The 13,848-nt window shown below is 71.2% G+C and carries 15 protein-coding genes; 10 read left to right on the forward strand and 5 right to left on the reverse strand.

What is annotated here, in order from left to right; translation table 11 throughout:
- The 7 genes from ACZ6JE_RS14465 to ACZ6JE_RS14495 form a co-directional block, all read left to right on the forward strand.
- Positions 1-782: ABC transporter ATP-binding protein (locus ACZ6JE_RS14465; protein ID WP_464319392.1), on the forward strand; the 782-nt coding region annotated here is incomplete at its 5' end.
- Positions 779-2,248: an ABC transporter permease gene (locus ACZ6JE_RS14470; RefSeq protein ID WP_464319393.1), complete on the forward strand. Its 1,470-nt coding sequence runs from the start codon at positions 779-781 to the stop codon at positions 2,246-2,248. The genes ACZ6JE_RS14465 and ACZ6JE_RS14470, both read left to right, overlap by 4 nt.
- Positions 2,249-2,419: 171 nt before the next feature.
- The gene (locus ACZ6JE_RS14475) at positions 2,420-4,267 is read left to right on the forward strand and encodes an alpha/beta hydrolase (protein WP_464319394.1); all 1,848 of its coding nucleotides are present in this window, start codon (positions 2,420-2,422) and stop codon (positions 4,265-4,267) included.
- Entirely contained in the window at positions 4,267-4,968 is a 702-nt protein-coding gene (locus tag ACZ6JE_RS14480; protein WP_192061263.1) for a hypothetical protein, read from the forward strand. The genes ACZ6JE_RS14475 and ACZ6JE_RS14480 overlap by 1 nt, the downstream gene beginning before the upstream one ends.
- A gap of 3 nt (positions 4,969-4,971) precedes the next feature.
- Positions 4,972-5,652 (forward strand): hypothetical protein, encoded by a 681-nt coding sequence (locus ACZ6JE_RS14485; RefSeq protein WP_192061264.1) that lies wholly within the window; start codon positions 4,972-4,974, stop codon positions 5,650-5,652.
- 147 nt (positions 5,653-5,799) lie between these two features.
- Positions 5,800-6,336, forward strand: coding sequence for a hypothetical protein (locus ACZ6JE_RS14490; protein ID WP_192061265.1), 537 nt, complete (start codon positions 5,800-5,802; stop codon positions 6,334-6,336).
- Between the two features lie 33 nt (positions 6,337-6,369).
- The gene (locus tag ACZ6JE_RS14495) at positions 6,370-7,020 is read left to right on the forward strand and encodes a hypothetical protein (RefSeq protein WP_192061266.1); all 651 of its coding nucleotides are present in this window, start codon (positions 6,370-6,372) and stop codon (positions 7,018-7,020) included.
- A gap of 19 nt (positions 7,021-7,039) precedes the next feature.
- Here the strand turns inward: ACZ6JE_RS14495 and ACZ6JE_RS14500 are convergent, their stop codons facing one another.
- Positions 7,040-8,119: a GTP-binding protein gene (locus ACZ6JE_RS14500; protein ID WP_192061267.1), complete on the reverse strand. Its 1,080-nt coding sequence runs from the start codon at positions 8,117-8,119 to the stop codon at positions 7,040-7,042.
- Positions 8,120-8,182: 63 nt separating this feature from the next.
- Between ACZ6JE_RS14500 and ykgO the strand changes: the two genes are divergently transcribed.
- A complete protein-coding gene (gene ykgO / locus ACZ6JE_RS14505) occupies positions 8,183-8,305 on the forward strand; it encodes a type B 50S ribosomal protein L36 (RefSeq protein ID WP_192061268.1) in 123 nt (40 codons plus the stop codon).
- Between the two features lie 49 nt (positions 8,306-8,354).
- Positions 8,355-8,690, forward strand: a complete 336-nt coding sequence (locus tag ACZ6JE_RS14510; RefSeq protein WP_192061269.1) for a hypothetical protein — start codon at positions 8,355-8,357, stop codon at positions 8,688-8,690.
- Between the two features lie 83 nt (positions 8,691-8,773).
- On the opposite strand, the gene ACZ6JE_RS14515 is transcribed toward ACZ6JE_RS14510, so the two are convergent.
- The 4 genes from ACZ6JE_RS14515 to ACZ6JE_RS14530 all read right to left on the reverse strand — a co-directional run bounded on the left by ACZ6JE_RS14515 (position 8,774) and on the right by ACZ6JE_RS14530 (position 13,503).
- Positions 8,774-9,946 carry a zinc-binding alcohol dehydrogenase family protein gene (locus ACZ6JE_RS14515; RefSeq protein WP_320479243.1) on the reverse strand — a complete coding sequence of 391 codons (1,173 nt, stop codon included), beginning with the start codon at positions 9,944-9,946 and terminating at the stop codon, positions 8,774-8,776.
- A 297-nt stretch (positions 9,947-10,243) separates the two neighbouring features.
- Positions 10,244-11,878 carry a PepSY-associated TM helix domain-containing protein gene (locus ACZ6JE_RS14520; RefSeq protein WP_464319395.1) on the reverse strand — a complete coding sequence of 545 codons (1,635 nt, stop codon included), beginning with the start codon at positions 11,876-11,878 and terminating at the stop codon, positions 10,244-10,246.
- A complete protein-coding gene (locus ACZ6JE_RS14525) occupies positions 11,875-12,666 on the reverse strand; it encodes a YcnI family copper-binding membrane protein (protein WP_464319396.1) in 792 nt (263 codons plus the stop codon). Before ACZ6JE_RS14525 ends, ACZ6JE_RS14520 begins: the two co-directional genes overlap by 4 nt.
- A gap of 117 nt (positions 12,667-12,783) precedes the next feature.
- On the reverse strand, positions 12,784-13,503 hold the full coding sequence (locus ACZ6JE_RS14530) for a hypothetical protein (protein WP_464319397.1): 720 nt from the start codon (positions 13,501-13,503) through the stop codon (positions 12,784-12,786).
- Between the two features lie 214 nt (positions 13,504-13,717).
- Between ACZ6JE_RS14530 and ACZ6JE_RS14535 the strand changes: the two genes are divergently transcribed.
- Positions 13,718-13,846, forward strand: coding sequence for a hypothetical protein (locus ACZ6JE_RS14535; protein ID WP_464319398.1), 129 nt, complete (start codon positions 13,718-13,720; stop codon positions 13,844-13,846).
- Positions 13,847-13,848: the final 2 nt, after the last annotated feature.

Consider the following 13,848-nt stretch of genomic DNA (forward strand, 5'->3'; position numbering starts at 1 on the left):
ACCCCGCAGCCCACCCCGCCACCCGCACCAGCCGAGGAGGCGCGGCGCCCGTCGCCCGCGTCGAGAACGTCACGAAGTCGTTCGGCCTCGGCGACGGCCGCGTCGACGCTCTGCGAGACGTGTCGCTCGACCTCCGCGCCGGGCAGTTCACCGCCGTGATGGGCCCGAGCGGTTCGGGCAAGTCGACGCTCATGCACATCACCGCCGGGCTCGACCAGGCGACCTCGGGGCGGGTGCTGCTCGGCGACACCGACATCACGCGCCTCGACGACACGCAGCTGACGCTGCTGCGCCGCCGCCGGATCGGCTTCGTCTTCCAGGCGTTCAACCTCGTGCCCACGCTCGACGTGTCGGCCAACATCGAGCTGCCGTTCCGGCTCGACGGCCGCCGCGCCTCCGTCGAGGAGCGCGCCTGGATCGACTGGCTCGTCGGCACCCTCGGCCTCGACTCGCGTCTGACGCACCGGCCGCACCAGCTCTCGGGCGGACAGCAGCAGCGCGTCGCGATCGCCCGCGCGCTCGCCACCCGGCCCGATCTGATCTTCGCCGACGAGCCCACGGGCAACCTCGACTCGAAGGCCGGCCGCGACGTGCTCGAGGTGCTGCGCACCGCCTCGCGCGACCACGGCCAGAGCATCGCCATGGTCACGCACGACCCCGTCGCGGCGAGCTACGCCGACCGCGTGGTGTTCCTCGCCGACGGACGCATCGTGCACGAGGTCGGCGCCAGCACGCCGGCCGAGATCTCGCAGGTCATGCTCGAGCTGGAGCGTGCCGCGTGAGCGCCACCACGGTCGACCGCGCCGGTGCCCGCGGCTCTGCGCCCACCGGAGCCCGCGCCGCAGCCCGCTCCGCCCTCGGCGACCAGCTGCGCGAGCACCGCCCCAGCGTGCTCGTCGCCGCGCTCGGCACCACGTTCGGCGTCGCCCTGCTCTCGGTGTCGAACGTCTTCGAGCAGCTGATCGCGTCCGACCCGGCGGTCGCGGCCAGCGGCACCGTGTCGACGATGCTCGATCTCGTCGCGTCGGTCTTCGTCGGGCTGGCCCTCTACGTCGGCGCGATCGTGACGGCCAACACCTTCACCACGGTGGTCGCCGGTCGCACGCCGACGATCGCCCTGATGCGCCTGCTCGGCTCGTCGGCCCGAGACCAGCGTCGGGTCGTCGCCCGCGAGGGGCTCGTCGTCGGCGTCGCCGGTGCGCTGATCGGCGTCGTCGTCGGCACCCTGCTGGTCGTCGTCGCCGTCGGCGTGCTGGTGGCCCGCGGCACCCTGCCCGACCTCGACTACTCGTTCGTCTCGGTCGGCGGCCTCGTGCCGGCCGTCGCCGTCGTCGCGACCACGGTCGCCGCCGCCTGGATCGGCTCGCGTCGCGTGCTGCAGGTCACCCCGCTGCAGGCCACGGGCGTCGTGCAGGAGGAGCCGGTCGGCTCGCGCCCCCGCCGGGTGCTCCGCACGGTGCTGGCGGCGCTGCTCGTCGTCGGGGGCGGCGTGCTGCTGCTCGCCGGGGTGCTCATGGGGCTCGCGAACGAGGCCGGCGTGCTCGTCGCCTTCGTCGGCGGGGTCCTCTCCTTCTCGGGCGTCGTCGTCGGCGCCCACACGGTGATGCCCGCCGGGCTCGCCGCGGTCGGCCGCCTGTTCGGCTCGGGTCAGGTGGCGCGCCTGGCGGCCGAGAACGCCGTGCGTCAGCCCGAGCGCAGCACCCGGGCGACGATCGGCATCGTGATCGGCGTGACCCTGGTGACGACGATGTCGGTGGCGCTCGAGACGCTCCGCAGCTTCATCGGCAGCATCGAGCAGGACCCTGCCTACGCGGCCGAGCTCGACACCATGTTCACGACGACGCTGCTCGTCATGGCGGGCCTCGTCGGCTTCTCGGCCGTGATCGCCGCGGTCGGCATGGTGAACGACATGTCGCTCAGCGTGCTGCAGCGGCGGCGCGAGCTCGGGCTGTTGCGCGCCGTCGGGTCGACGGTGGGCCAGATCCGCGGGATGATCCTGCTCGAGGCGGCGCAGATGGCCGTCACGGCGATCGTCGTCGGGGTCGTGCTGGGCACCGTCTACGGCTGGGCCGGGGCGCAGTCGCTGCTCGGGGCCGCCAACCAGGGGATGCTGATCGCGCCGACGCTGCCCGTGCCGCTGCTCGTCGGGCTGGCGCTGACGGCAGCGGTGCTGGCCGGGGTGGCGGCGCTCGTGCCGGCTCGCCGGGCGACCTCGGTGACCCCGGTCGAGGCGCTCGCCGCCCGCTGAGCCGCGCCGCGCCTCCTCGGCTCGCACTGCACCCCGTTTTCGGCGCTGCACCCCGATGGATGCGGGTGCAGCGCCGGGAACGGGGTGTCGCAGGAGGCGCGGGGGACGCGGGCGGACGGGGTGTACCTTCAGAGGCACAGACAAGTGGGTTCACGCGGGGGTGTGGTGGGCATGACGACGATCGAGTTCGACGATGGCGCGGCCGATGCGTTGATCGCTGCGGCGGACGGGGCGTCGAGCGACCTGGGTGAGCAAGCGTTCACGAACCGGTTCTCGGTCGAGGGCGTGGTGGCGGACTTCAAGGGCGCGTACGCGACTCTCTTCACGCAAGCCAACATCGTGCGATCCGAGGACACGCTGTCGTTGACTGGTGTGCTCACAGACCTGATGACTGCCGTGGGTGAGTCCAGGCGACAGGCTGACGACGAGCGTCAGCGTCTCTCCGACCTGTCTGACTGGAAGAAGCGAGAGGCCGAGCGCGAACGTCAGCGTGGATCTGGTGATGTGCTCCAGGAGTCTTCGGCGTTCGTCTCGGAGCTCGTCGACCGAAGACCGTCGGAAGTTCCGATCAGGGCGACGCCCATCTCCGTTGCCTACAGCGCCCGCGAGCGAAACCGCACACGTGGCGGTGCGTCCGGTGGAACCTCGTCAGCTGATCCAGACGTGCTGCGGACCTTCGTCGGCATGAGTCGAGCTTCCGATCTGAGCACGGCTCAGCACGTGATCCAGATGAAGAACGCTTGGACGCGTTTCGCGTCGGCATGCTCATGGGTGCCCATCGAGTCGTCGACGGCGATCACGAGTCTCGACACCCTCATGGCAGAGAACGCACTGGACGCGACCTGGATCGAGGGGATCGCGGCGGAGTTCGATGCGGCGGGCGGCGCGTCACTGCCCGACCTGCGGCTGGATGGAGTGGTCATCACCGCCGCTTCACCGGCACTCACCAAACTGCTGCAGCCCGGTCTCACCCCTGCTGAGGTCGCCGAGGCGTACGCGCTGCTGCCGCAGTCAGACGCATACATTGAAGGATTGCCGCTCGTTGCTCAGTACTTCCTGGCCAACCTGGACGGCGTCCCTGCGGTCTCGCGGGACGTTGCCTCCCGTGCCGTTCTGGATGCCGCCGTCGCGAATCCAGAAGCGGTAGCGCAGTTGATGGGAATCGTGCCGGACGGGCCGCTGGCCGAGCAGGACTTCGAGGAGCAGGTTGTCGCGCTGAGGAAGGCGGTGGACCAGGCCGACCTAACGGCGAAAGAACTGCTCGGGCAGGATGGCGCCTCGAGCATTGCGCAGCTTGTCGGTTTTGGTGTGCACGACGGGGCCGTCGTGGCCGCCATCTCGCTTGGCGACCTTGACACCGCTTCCAACGTAACCGTGAACGTCCCAGGGATGAAATCGAACGCGGGGGAGATGAAGTCGGCGTTGACGGCAGCGGATGAGCTGGTCCGAGCCGCTGTGAGAGGGAACCCGGACGCTAGCTATGCCGTCGTCTCGTGGATGGGCTACAACTCGCCTAGTGAATTCGAAGTGGCGTCTCCCGCTCGTGCGTTGTCCGGGGCAGCCGAACTTGCGTCGTTCATGGACGGCCTGCATGACAGTCGTGCCGACGTCCCGGCGGACTCATACTCCGTCATGGCCCACTCATACGGTTCGACGACGACGTCGGAGGCATTGCTGCTGACCCAGCATCGTGTCGACTCGTTCATCTCCTACGGTTCCGTGGGGTTGACGAACGAAGCGACGGTCTATGACCTCAACGCCGATGAGGTCTATGCGACTCAGGCCTGGGAAGACGGGCTCGCGCCTGTCGGGCTGGCTCTCGGTCTCGGTACGCGAACGAACCCGACGATCCTCGACGGTGTGCACGTATTCTCGTCCGGGGCCGGACCGGGTACCGAGGCTGTGACGCAGCATGACATGTTCTTGGATTCCGGGTCCGACCAGAACGGGTACCTCTCGGCGGACACGACATCCCTCAAGACCATCTCGCAGATCGTCGCTAATGGAAGACCGGACTGATGAACGAAGTCAAGAACCAACGCCTGCATCATGTCGCCGCGTTGGTGGCGACGATCCTGGTGCTCGTGACGACAGGCTGCGGGACGAACGCGAAGAACGGAGATGACGTGGTGAGACAGGGTGGACGGGACGCCGCCGGGTTGACGCAGGCAGAGGTCGCCGGGATGTCGCTGGAAGACGAGTTCGGGTTGGCATCGGAGCGGTACGTCAAGATGCAGGGCCTGCTCGAGGAGGCGCAGCTACAGATCTCAGACGGCTCGTGGGTCTGGATCGGTGGTGATGTGCTCCCGGTCATGGGTGGGGCCAATGCGTACGGTGAGGCGCCTGAGGGTGCCAACGAGGACAACAGCTACTACGTCCGTACCAGCCGAAACGTCAAACTGAAGGGGACGACGGGCGAGCGTGCCGATCTCGATCCGATGATCCAGTACTTCGACGAGAAGGGCTGGGAGTCGGGCAGCATGAAGATCGGCCGGAACTTCGAGGCCAGGGCCGACACCGGTGACGGGTGGTGGGTCATGTACACGGTTCGACCTAACGGGCAGTACACGGTGGATGTGTACAGCGAGGTGTTCTGGACGAACGACTCGAGTGAGCTGCGTCTGGCGATCGGCAAGCGGGACGTGACACCGTTTCCGCGCGAGTCTGTGCCGGGCGAATACGAACTATTCCCCTCGTGGAGCGATCCGGTTCAGCCTTAGTTCATGATCAGACCTGGGGGTGTTCTTCGAGCCGTAGTGCTGTCAGTGGTGACGGTGCTCGCGGTGGCGGGGTGCGCCTCCGGGGCGGGGTCGACAGGCGAGGATGCACGGGACGCGGCGGGGTTGACGCAGGCAGAGGTCGCTGGGATGTCGCTGGAGGACGAGTTCGGGTTGGCTGCGGACCGGTATTCGGAGATCGAGTCCGTGCTCGAAGAGGCGCAGCTGCAGGTGTCGGATGATGCGTGGCGGTGGAACGGCGGGGATGTGCTGCCGAGCGCGGGCGGTCCGGGGTCGTTCGGTGAGCCATTACCGGGGGCCGATGGTGACAACAGCTATTACTTCCGTGTGGGTCGGACGCTTCGGCCGGAGGGTGCCAGTGGTGCGGTCGCTGGTCTCGAGCCGATGAGCTCGTACTTCGATGAGAAGGGGTGGAAGTACGGCACCCGCGAGAGCGGCACGAAAAGCGAGGTGCGCGCTGACACGGGTGATGGGTGGTGGCTGACGTACACGGTGCGTGACAACGGGCAGTACTCGTTGGTCGTGTATAGCGAGCTGTACTGGACGAACGACGCGGGCGAGTTGCGACTAGCGATCGGCAAGCGGGACGTGACTCCGTTCCCTGAGGAGTCCGTGCCGGGCGAGCATGAGCCTTTCCCCACGTGGAGCGACCCGGTTCAGCCGTAGATCGTGACGCGACCTGGGGGTGTTCTTCGAGCTGTGGTGCTGTCAGTGGTGATGGTGCTCGCGGTGGCGGGGTGCGCCTCCGGGGAGAGGTCGGCGAGCGAGGATGCACGGGATGCCGCGGGGATGACTCAGTCGGAGGTGGCTGGGATGTCGCTGGAGGACGAGTTCGGGCTGGCGGCTGAGCGGTATGTCGAGATGCAGGGCGTGCTCGAGGAGGCGCAGGTGCAGCTCTCGGACGGCTCATGGTTCTGGAACGGTGGTGACGTGCTTCCTGTCGCAGCGGGGGCCGACGCGTTCGGCGAGGCGCTGCCTGGTGCGGACGATGACAACTCGTACTTCTTCACAGCGGGGAGGATTCTCGAGCCGGAGGGTGCCGAGGGTGAGCGGGCGGATCTCGATCCGATGATCGCGTATTTCGACGAGAAGGGCTGGGAGTCGGGCAGTCGCGAGATCGGCCGCAATTTCGAGGCGAGAGCCGACAGCGGTGACGGGTGGTGGGTCACCTATACGGTTCGTCCGAACGGCCAGTACTCCCTCGCCGTGTACAGCGAGCCGTTCTGGACGAACGACTCGCGTGCGTTGTTCTCGGCGATCGCCGATCGTGATCCGGCCGATTTCCCGCAGGAGTCCGTGCCGGGCGAGTACTCGCCGTTCCCTTCGTGGGACGACCCGGTGCGGCCGTAGATCGTGATGCGATCTGGGGGTGTTCTTCGAGCGGTGGTGCTGTCTGTGGTGACGGTGTTCGCGGTGGCGGGGTGCGCCTCCGGGGCGGGGGCGGCAGGCGAGGACGCACGGGACGCGGCGGGGTTGACGCAGGCGGAGGTCGCCGGGATGTCGCTGGAGGACGAGTTCGGGTTGGCTGCGGAGCGGTATTCGGAGATCGAGGCCGTGCTCGAGGAGGCGCAGCTGCAGGTGTCGGACGATTCGTGGCGGTGGAACGGCGGGGATGTGCTGCCCAGTGCGGGCGGCCCGGGGTCGTTCGGTGAGCCTCTGCCCGGCGCGGATGGAGACGACAGCTACTCCTTCCGAGCAGGCCGATCACTCCGGCCCGACGGTGCCAGTGGTGCGGTCGCTGATCTCGAGCCGATGAGTTCGTACTTCGATGAGAAGGGGTGGAAGTACGGAACCCGTGAGAGTGACACGAAGAGCGAGGTGCGCGCCGACACCGGTGACGGATGGTGGCTGACGTACACGGTGCGTGACAGCGGGCAGTACTCGTTGGTCGTGTACAGCGAGTCGTACTGGACGAACGACTACAGCGCCTTGCTCGCTGCTGTCGCTGATCGGCTCCCGACCGACTTCCCTGAGGAGTCTGTGCCAGGCGAGTATGAGCCTTTCCCCTCGTGGAGCGACCCGGTTCGACCGTAGACCCCGCCCCACCTCGGCCTCAGCCGGCGGCCCAGACCGGGAACGGGTCGGCGAAGTCACGCCATTCGGCCGGATCCCGCAGCAGTTCGGCATCGCTCAGGAGGCACGAGTCGAGCTCACGACGGATCGTCGCCACGTCGAGATCCAGACCGAAGAACGCGATCTGCTGACCGTGCGGCGAGTCGGGGTGCCACGACGGACTCGACGTGGGGTCGAGGCTCAGCATCTGCCCGACGCTCGACCACGACCCGACCCGGTCGCACCGCGTGGCGAACTGGGTGAACCCGCGCGATCGCAGCACCGTCCCCACGGCCCCCGGCGCGAAGGTGCGCTCGACGACGGCGGCGAGGCGCTCGGGGTGGAACGGGCGCTCGTCGCGGTAGACGTAGGTCGTGATCGTCCCGTCGTGGGCGAGGTCGGGGGTGTGCTCCGAGAGGGCCTGCATCCAGCCGGCTGCGCTGCCGAGGTGCGCCGCGCCTCCTCGGGTCGCCAAGGAGGTGCGGGTCACCTCGTCGACGGGCAGCACCGCCGCCTCGGGTGCGAGCCTCGCCAGCAGCCGCTCGAGCGTCCGGCGGTCGGCGGCGGGCACGGCGTCCGTGTCGGCGAGGGCGACGACGGTTGCGTACTCGACCAGTTCGACGACGTGCTCGGCGGCGCGGAACCGGTCGTCGACACCGCCCAGCACCAGCTCGGCGAGGTCGACCGCGCTGACGACGGAGACGACGTGCTGCAACAGCGACCGGCCGTCGGGCAGCCCCAGATCGGCGTCGAGCAGCGCGCCGAGCATCAGCCCGGTGGGCCGCAGCGGGGTGCCGGGTTCGACCGAGGCGACGATGTCGACCGCGGCGCCGTCGTGGGCGAGGTCGAGCGCGAGGCGGTGGACGGTGTCGACGGCGGTGTGCGGGTCGGGACTGGGGCCTAGGTCGGGGTCGAGGTCGGGTCGGGGCTCGGGCTGGCGCTCGCGCTCGGTGGAGAGTCGTCGGCTGGCGGGGCCGGCGAGCTCGTCGGCGAGGCGTCCGACGAGGGCTGGGCTCTGGCCGCCGACGAGGACGACTCCCCGGTGTCGCGAGAGCCGAGGGGTGGGCAGCGGTTCGATCATGCCCCTAAGCTAAGTGATAACTGTTCTCAGTAACAAGCTGGGGACGCTGATGAAGGAGGCACGGTGAAGGTCCGCAACTCGCTCAAGGCTCTGAAGGCGATCCCGGGGTCGCAGGTGGTGCGCCGCCGCGGCCGCGTGTACGTGATCAACAAGAAGAACCCCCGGTGGAACACGCGACAGGGGTGAGTGCTGCCGAGGTCTCCGGTGTCGGAGGTCTCGCCTAGCGTCGGCTCGCATGGGAGTCCAGTCGTCGTTCGTCAACGCCGCCGCCGCGCTCGCGAAGCGGCCGCACGAGCATCCTTATGCGATCCCGCCCATGCCGGGAGGGCAGGGGCTCTGGCTGATCCGGCAGGGTGCGGCTGCGCCGCTCGGCTTCGTCAGGATGCGCCCGGTGCTCGGGGGGTACGCGTTCGACGTCTACGCGCACTGCCGTGACGACGGCGGGCGCCGCCCCTGGCTGCACACTGCGGGGAGCCTCGACTCGGCGGTCGCCTGGGCGGTGCAGCACGACCGCGAGATCCGCGCGCTGATCGCCCGCTGTGCCCCCGAGCCCGACGTCTGGCCGGCGTGAGTGAGCACCGGTGGACGCGCGCCAGCACCTTCGCCCCGCGGTGAGTGCGGTGTCGGCTCGACCCGCGCCTCCTCGGCCCGGCTCTACAGGCGGACGACGAGCTTCTGCGCCGAGACGCCGGCCCGCTGGCGGTCGACCGCGCCCTGGATCGCGGCGAGTCCTTCTCCGGTGACCAGCGCCTCCGGCATCGGACGCAGCGAACCGTCGGCGAGACCGCGGGGCAGCACCTCGCCCCAGAGCCGCTCGCCGAGGTCGTCGTCGCGCAGGCTGCTGCCCCAGATGAACCGCGCCGTCACCCCCGCCTGCCGCGCGGCCAGCGCCGAGCGCGCCGTCGCCAGCCCGAGGCGCGCGAAGGTCGGCAGGGCCGACGGGATGAGCCTCCGGCCGGCCGCGACCTCGGCGAGCGACACGGGGGTGCTCGCGATCGCGAGGCGCGTCCCTCCTGTGCGGGCCAGCAGGCGGATGCACGCCTCGGTCGAGCCGGCGCCGATCGCGACCGCCCCCGCGACGGTGCGACCCGCGATCACCGCGACGAGCTTGTCGACCACCTCGGGGTCGCGGTAGTCGTAGACGTGGGTCGCTCCGAGCTCCCGCACGGTCTCGGCGTTCACGGCCGACGCGGTGCTCAGCACGTCGTAGCCGGCCGCCGTCGCCAGCTGCACCGCGTTCATCCCGACGCTCGACGAGCCGCCCCAGACGACGACGACCTCGCGCTCGGCCGGCGCCGCGCCTCCGCGGGTGGGTGAGGGGTCGCGTTCGGCCTGCGCCGCGCCTCCTCGGGATGTCGGCGGGAGTCGCAGCCCCAGGTGCCGCTCCTGGAACAGCGCGCACGCCGCGGTCGACACCCCGAGCGGCAGCACCGCGGCCCGCTCGAACGACAGCCCGTCGGGGATCACCGTCGTCAGCCGCTCGAGCAGCGCCGTGTAGTGCTGGAACGCCCCCTCACGCGTCGAATCGCGCCCCTTGTCGGTGCCGGTCGCCAGCCCCGCGACCCGGTCGCCGACCACGAGCCGCGTCACATTCGAGCCGATCGCGACCACCTCGCCCGCGACGTCCGTGCCGAGCACCGCGGGATGCGCGAGCCAGCGGTACGTCAGCTGGCCGGTGCCCTGCACCACCCAGTCGAGCGGGTTCACGGCGACGACGCGCACCCGGACGACCACCTCGTCGGGAGCCGGCTCGGGCAGGGCGGCCGGGCCGACCTCGAACGGGGTGCGCGGTGAGCGCAGGAACGCGGCGGTGTTCGTGCGGGGCATGCTCGGTCCTGACGTCGAGGGTGCGCGGGGGTGCGCGGGGGCGCGGGGTGGTCGGGTGCACGGGTTGTCGGGTACAGCATGGCGCGCCTGCCGGGGTGTGCAAATCGCGACCGTTCCGGCGGTTCGGGGCGTCATAGCCCGGTTCTTCGCAGTGCGTGAGCGTGCACAGGTCGGGTTCGGCCCGCCGGAGCAGCCGCGCGCGGTCGCGATTTGCACAGATCCGGGCGGCGGCGGTCGCGACCCGCGCCTCCTCGAGTCGTCAGCGCTGCGCCGAGCCGAGGAGGCGCGGGTCGGGGATCAGTGCCGACTCGCCATCCAGAGCGCGTCGCCGACCACGAACACGACCAGCGACACCCCGAGCAACGGCAGGAACAGCGCCAGCACTCCTCCGACCGCGAGCACCAGCGCGACACCCCACCACGGCGCACGCGTCAGCGCCCCGGCCGGCGCAGCACCCACCCGCGCACCGCGCGTCGGCCGCCGCTTCCACCACATGAGGTACCCGAACACGACCATCGCCGCGATGCCGAGCGCCGTGACGGCGAGCAGCAGCTGATTCGCCAGGCCGAACATCGAGCCCATGTGGGTGTCGACTCCCCAGCGCGCGAGCTTCGCCATGATCGGGTAGTCGGCGAAGTCGGTGCGTCCGACCACCTCGAGCGTCGACCCGTCCACCGCCACGGCGTCGACCTCGGTCGGGAAGCTGCGCTGGATCTCGGTGACCGTCCAGGCGCTCGCGGCGTCGGCGGGCGGCTTGATCTCGACCAGTCCGGTGTTCACGTTGACGGTCCGGGCGACGGCGAGCACGGCGTCGAAGTCGGCGGGATCCGCGTCGGCGACCGGCGCCTCCTCGGCTCCGTGGTGTCCGGCGTGCGGGTCGGCCGCGACATCGGCCGCGTCCGCCGCAGACGACCCGGACCCCGACCCGGCCCCAGCACCCGACTCCGCACCGTCAGCGGGCAGCGCCGTCGTCAGCGCGGGGTTCGACCAGCTGAGCGCCGACCGCAACCCGGTCACGTTCTCGCCCGCGAACTGCGACCACGTGATGCCCGTCGCCGAGAGGAACAGCGCCCCGACGAGCAGCCAGATCCCCGTCGACGCATGCCACGAGAAGATGCGACGGTAACCGGTCGAACCGGTCTCAGGCCGCAGCATGCCGCGTCGTGCCCGGGCGCGATCCGCCGGACGCGCCCGCCGACGGGCCGCCCGCCACCGCACCAGCCACAGCGCCCCGCCCGCGACGACGACCACGCCGAGCCAGCTGGCGGCCAGCTCGCTGTACAGCCGACCGGCGTCGCCGAGCCCGAGACTGCGGTGGAAGTCGCTCACCGCGGTCCGCAGCGGCAGCGCCCCGCTCGTCCCGTACACCGGCAGATCGCCCCGCACCTCGGCGGTCGCCGGGTCGACGAAGATCGCCCGGGTCTGACTCTCGATCAGGTCGTCGCCCGTGAACATGACCCGCGTCGTGTCGCCCGCCTCGGGAGCGGGCCGCACCGCGACCAGCGCCCCGTCGTCGCCCACCACCCGCTCGGCGGCCTCGATCTGGTCGGCGAGCGGCAGCGCGGGTGCCTCGGCGCTCGCAGCAGGCACCGTGAGCTCGTCGGCGTACACGACCCGCTCGATCGACGGGGTCAGCGCGTAGGCGGCCCCGGTCAGCGCCGCCACGAGGATGAACGGCCCGACCAGCACCCCCGCGAAGAAGTGCAGCCGCAGCAGCATCGGCGCGAACCAGCCGCGCCGCGGTGCGGCAGGGCGCGGCGCAGCAGAAGGCGCGGCCGAGGAGGTGCGGGTCGCGTCGACCGCGGAGCCCCTGTCCGTCGAGTGGTCCGTCGCGACCGCCTCGGAGTCGCGGGGTGACTGCGGGGGCCGACCCGCGCCTCCTCGGCTCCCCGCGGTGTCGGGTGCGGCGGTGTCGTGCGTGGGGCCGCTCATCGACGGGCCTCCTGCTGGCGACGGAGGCCGATGGTCAGCAGCACGACGGCGACGACCCCGACGGCGAGACCGGCGAGCCCGAGCAGACGGGCGGTGTCGTCGATCGGCGCGGCGGCGGCGGTGGCGTCGGCGGCGGTGGCCGTCGTGGCCGACCCGTCCGCCGAGTCCGTCGCGCCCGCGCCCGAGGCGGCGTCCGTCAGCACCAGCGCGGGCGCCGGTTCGTCCGGCTCGGGGTCGTCGGGGTCGGAGGAGGGCAGCTCGCTCCACGCGTACGACCCCGACTCGCAGGTCTGCACGGTCGGGAACGCGACGAGGTCGCCCGCCTGCCCGTCGACCGGCAGCAGCGCCGAGATCTCGACCGTGTCGCGGAACCCGTCGGGCAGCGGGGTGTCGGCCGTGTACGTCACGGTCGTCGCCTCGAGCACGGTCGGGTCGGCGGGCGGGGCGGACTCGGTGATGGTCCAGCCGGGCTTCACGGTGGGGGTGATCGACTGGACGCCGGCGGGCAGCTCGATCGCGAGCGAGGTCGTCGGCGAGCCCTCGCAGCCGTGCCCTACGGCGAAGGTCAGCACGCTGAGCGTGGCCGGCGCGGTCGACGAGGCCTCGAGCTCGACGTGCGCGGAGGCCGACGTCGGGATGCCGACGGCGAGGGCGAGCCCCGCGGCGCCGGCGACGAGCGCCGCGGCGACCGGACGGGAGCGGGAGGCCGAGGAGGCGCGGGAGGCGCGGGCGGTTCGGGCGACGGAGTCGAGATGAGAGTCGTGGCGGTTCTGGGTGCGCGAGCGCATGGCGGAGCGGGTCCTTCGAACGGGCGGGGTGATCCCCGGGGTGCGGTCGTCCGGCGCGGCCGCACCCGGACGGGGCGGCGGCACACCGGGACCACGCGAGTCAGGCGACCCGCGCGGTCAGTGGGCGAGCACCCCGACCGGAGGGCCCCGCAGCCCCCGCGTCGTGCCGAGCAGCGCCGACGCCCGGCGGCAGGCGGCCCGGACGTGCTCGCCGACGAGGCGCTGTCGACGACGGACCAGCGCGACCGGGTCGACGAGCGCTGCGATCGCCGATGCGAGCGCCGCGACCAGAGCGGTGATCAGCGCCGTGACGAGGCGACCGAGGTGCGACGACGCGATCGCGGTGCCGACCGTGACGGCGACGCTGCGAGCCAGCTGTCGCACGGCCGAGGCCCCGAGACGCAGCGCGATGATCGTGACGACGCCCGCGACGACGTGCGCCCAGAGCATCGTCCCCGATGGCATGGCGCCCATGTCTCCGGATGCGGCCGCCACGTCGGGCATCGTGACGAGGTGCGCGTGCGCGCCGTGACCGGTGGACCCGGCCGAGGAGGCGCTGGTCGGGTCGACGCCGACCGAACCGTGCCCGAGCGAGCCGTGCCCGACCGAGCCGTGCCCGAGTGAGAAGACGACGTGCAGCAGCCCCTGCAGCAGGCCGATCGCGACGACGAGGTTCGGCAGGGCGACGCGGCGACCGCCGGCGGCGAAGCAGCCGAGCACGCCTGCGACGAACACGACCGCGAGGAGGAGCGGCGGCGGGAACGCGCCCCCGCCGAGCGAGTGGGCGGTCGCCGTGACGAGCACCCCGACCGAGGTGGACAGGACGGCACGCAGCATGCGTTCCTGTCGAGCCAGCACGTCGCCTCCCAGCGGTCGAGACAACGGTACCCGAGCGCTCCTGCCGCCCCGCGCCTCCTGCCCGACCATCCCGCCACCGTCTCGACACCCCGCCACCGTTTCTCGTGGCGGGGTGTCGAGTCCGTGGCGGTGCACCCCGCCCAGCGCCACCGCGCCAGGAGATGGACACGACGCCACTCCTAAACCCGGCGTCGTGTCCACGACCTGGCGTGCTGGCGCCGTGGCCCGCCCGCGCCTGCCGACCCGCGCCTCCTGCAGCATCGGCATGCTGCGCCCGCCCCCCTGCGGCGGGTTCGTGTCCTCCGCGGCGGGTCAGCGCTGACA

This window comes from Frigoribacterium sp. AC759, assembly GCF_979256015.1.

Excerpts from the sequence above, each read along its gene's own strand:
- ACZ6JE_RS14475 (WP_464319394.1), top strand. The coding sequence starts at position 2,420 with ATGACGACGATCGAGTTCGACGATGGCGCGGCCGATGCGTTGATCGCT.
- ACZ6JE_RS14480 (WP_192061263.1), top strand. The coding sequence starts at position 4,267 with ATGAACGAAGTCAAGAACCAACGCCTGCATCATGTCGCCGCGTTGGTG.
- ACZ6JE_RS14485 (WP_192061264.1), top strand. The coding sequence starts at position 4,972 with ATGATCAGACCTGGGGGTGTTCTTCGAGCCGTAGTGCTGTCAGTGGTG.
- ACZ6JE_RS14490 (WP_192061265.1), top strand. The coding sequence starts at position 5,800 with ATGTCGCTGGAGGACGAGTTCGGGCTGGCGGCTGAGCGGTATGTCGAG.
- ACZ6JE_RS14500 (WP_192061267.1), bottom strand. The coding sequence starts at position 8,119 with ATGATCGAACCGCTGCCCACCCCTCGGCTCTCGCGACACCGGGGAGTC.
- ACZ6JE_RS14510 (WP_192061269.1), top strand. The coding sequence starts at position 8,355 with ATGGGAGTCCAGTCGTCGTTCGTCAACGCCGCCGCCGCGCTCGCGAAG.
- ACZ6JE_RS14515 (WP_320479243.1), bottom strand. The coding sequence starts at position 9,946 with ATGCCCCGCACGAACACCGCCGCGTTCCTGCGCTCACCGCGCACCCCG.
- ACZ6JE_RS14520 (WP_464319395.1), bottom strand. The coding sequence starts at position 11,878 with ATGAGCGGCCCCACGCACGACACCGCCGCACCCGACACCGCGGGGAGC.
- ACZ6JE_RS14525 (WP_464319396.1), bottom strand. The coding sequence starts at position 12,666 with ATGCGCTCGCGCACCCAGAACCGCCACGACTCTCATCTCGACTCCGTC.
- ACZ6JE_RS14530 (WP_464319397.1), bottom strand. The coding sequence starts at position 13,503 with ATGCTGCGTGCCGTCCTGTCCACCTCGGTCGGGGTGCTCGTCACGGCG.